Consider the following 2,625-nt stretch of genomic DNA (forward strand, 5'->3'; position numbering starts at 1 on the left):
CGCCCCGGACCTGCCCGCTCCCCCGCCCGCCGGTGAGCCACGCCCGGCCGACGCCTTCCAGCACGCGTCGCAGACGGCCGGGGAGCCGGTCCGCACGTTCCACCCGCGCAAGGCCACGCTGGGCCCGCGCCGGGCGGACGCGCTGGAGCGGCTGTGGCCCCGGTTCGGCGTCTCGGTGCACGACCCCGCGCTCGGCCTGCCCCCGACCGGGCCGGACGGCACCCTGGACGGCGTCGCGCTGTTCGGCCGGTCGGCCCCGCTCGTGCTGGAGATCGGGTCGGGGATGGGCGACACCACCGCCGCGATGGCGGCCGCCGACCCGGCCCGCGACTACCTCGCCGTCGAGGTGCACCTCCCCGGCGTCGCGAACCTGCTGGCCCTGGTCGAGGAGCAGGGCCTGACGAACGTCCGGGTGGCGCACGGCGACGCGCTCGACCTGGTGCGCCGCGTGATCGCCCCGGACTCGCTCGCCGCGGTGCACGTGTACTTCCCGGATCCGTGGCCGAAGGCCCGGCACCACAAGCGGCGGATCGTCGCGCCGGACCACGTCGCCCTCCTGCGCAGCCGGCTGCGGGTGGGCGGGGTCCTGCACTGCGCGACGGACTGGGAGCCGTACGCCGAGCAGATGGTCGAGGTCGTCGGGGTGGACCCCGGGCTGACGAACCCGTACGGCGGCTACGCGCCGCGCCCCGGGCACCGCCCGCTGACGAAGTTCGAGCGCCGGGGCCTCGCGGCGGGGCGCGCCTCCCGCGACGTCATCGCGACCCGCACGGCCTGACCCGGGAGCCACCCGCCGCGCCACCGCGCGCTCCCCCACCGCCCCACGCCTCCGGGCACGCGCCCTGCGCCCCCAGGCACCCGCCCTGCGCCCCCGGGTCAGCCGCGGGCGAGGTCGTCGATCCGCAGCACCCGGTCCGCCGTCCGCACCGCGCCCGGGCGGTGCGCGATCACCAGCACCGTCCGACCCCGCGCCGCCTCGACGAGCGCGTCCTGGATCTCGGCCTCGGTCGCGACGTCGAGCTGGCTGGTCGCCTCGTCCAGCACGAGCACCGGGGCGTCCAGCAGCAGCGCCCGCGCGATCGCCACCCGCTGCCGCTGCCCACCGGAGAGCCGCTCGCCCATCTCGCCGACCCGGGTCTCGTACCCGTCGGGCATCGCCACGACCGCGTCGTGCAGCGCGGCCCGCCGGCAGGCCTCCTCCAGCTCGGCGTCCGTCGCGTCCGGCGCCGCGAGCCGCAGGTTGGCCGCGAGCGTGTCGTTGAACAGGTACGTGCTCTGCCCGACGACGGCGACGTGCCGGCGCAGGTCCTCCAGCGACACGTCCCGGACGTCGACGCCGCCGAGCAGCACCCGCCCGGCGTCCGGGTCCCAGGCGCGGGTCAGCAGGTTGACCAGGGTCGACTTGCCGGAGCCCGAGGACCCGACGACGGCGGTGGTCGAGCCGGCGGGGACGTGCAGGTCGAGCCCGGTCAGCACGGGCCGCCGCTCGACGGACCGCAGCGCGGCCGCGGCCGGGTCGTCCGGGTCGAGGTCGGGGGCCGGGTAGGTGAACGCCACGCCCTCGAAGCGGACGTCGAGCGGGCCGTCCGGCAGCGGCACCGGGTCGGCGGGCGACGTCGTGGCGGGCGCGGCGTCGGTGATCCGCCAGATCCGGCGGGCGGCGGCGAACGCCTGCTCCAGGTCGGGCGCGACGTCCTCGACGGCGAGCACCGGGGTGAACACCGCGAGCGCGAGCACGACCGCCACGGCGTACGCGGGCCAGTCGAGGGCGCCCGAGCCGACGCGCGCCGCGCCGACCAGCGCCACGGTCACGACCGCGCCGACCATGAGCACGGAGTTGGCGGCCCGGCGTCGGGCGGTCCAGGTCGCGAGGCCCGCGAGCCCGGCGTCGACGTCCGCCGCCACGGCCCGGGCCTCGGCGCGGCGCCGACCCGCGGCACCGAACGCCAGGACCTCGCGGACGCCCTGCAGCGACTCCGTCACGAGCTGGGCGAGCCGGCCGCGGGCGGCTCGGACCCGGGTCGCCGCGGCGGCGCTCGGCGTGCGGCCCCAGCCGGGGACCACCGCGCCGACGACGACCAGGAACGGCAGCAGCACGAGCGCGAGCACCGGGTCGTACCCGGTCGCCAGCACCACGAGCACCACGACCGGGACGACCACCGCGCTCACCGCGGGCACCAGGGTGTGCGCGAAGAACACCTCGACGCGGTCGACGTCCTTGGTCGCGCGGTTCACGAGGTCGCCGGTGCGCCGGGACAGCACCCCGGCCGGCGCCTGCGGGGCGAGCCGGTCGTAGAAGTCGACGCGCAGCATGGCCAGCGCCCGGAACGCGACGGCGTGGCCGGTGAACTGCTCCAGGTAGCGCAGCACGCCCTTGAGCAGCGACAGGACGACCAGCGTCCAGACGACCGGCGCGATCGGCGCCGACGGGTCCTCCGCGACGCGGGCGACGCCCCACGCGGAGACGCCGAGCAGGGCGATGCCGAGCAGCTGGCCGAGCACCCGGCACACGAGGGACGCGGCGAGCGGCGGCAGGACCGGGCGGCCGAACCGGACGAGGCGCCGGGAGATCGCGGCGCGGCTCAGGGGGACGTCGCCGGCCGGGGCGGCGACGTCCCCCTGAGC

2 protein-coding genes are annotated in these 2,625 nt (G+C 78.1%); one reads left to right on the top strand and one right to left on the bottom strand.

Annotated features, from left to right (window positions below):
• The first annotated feature begins 10 nt into the window (after nt 1-10).
• Nucleotides 11-778: a tRNA (guanosine(46)-N7)-methyltransferase TrmB gene (gene trmB, locus MHY85_RS20785; protein WP_239200328.1), complete on the top strand. Its 768-nt coding sequence runs from the start codon at nt 11-13 to the stop codon at nt 776-778.
• Between the two features lie 98 nt (nt 779-876).
• Here the strand turns inward: trmB and cydC are convergent.
• Nucleotides 877-2,625 (bottom strand): thiol reductant ABC exporter subunit CydC (gene cydC, locus MHY85_RS20790; protein WP_239200326.1); only part of this gene is annotated, 1,749 nt, incomplete at its 5' end.

It is taken from the genome of Cellulomonas sp. ACRRI (assembly GCF_022346185.1).
In the GTDB taxonomy this organism is placed as follows: domain Bacteria; phylum Actinomycetota; class Actinomycetes; order Actinomycetales; family Cellulomonadaceae; genus Cellulomonas.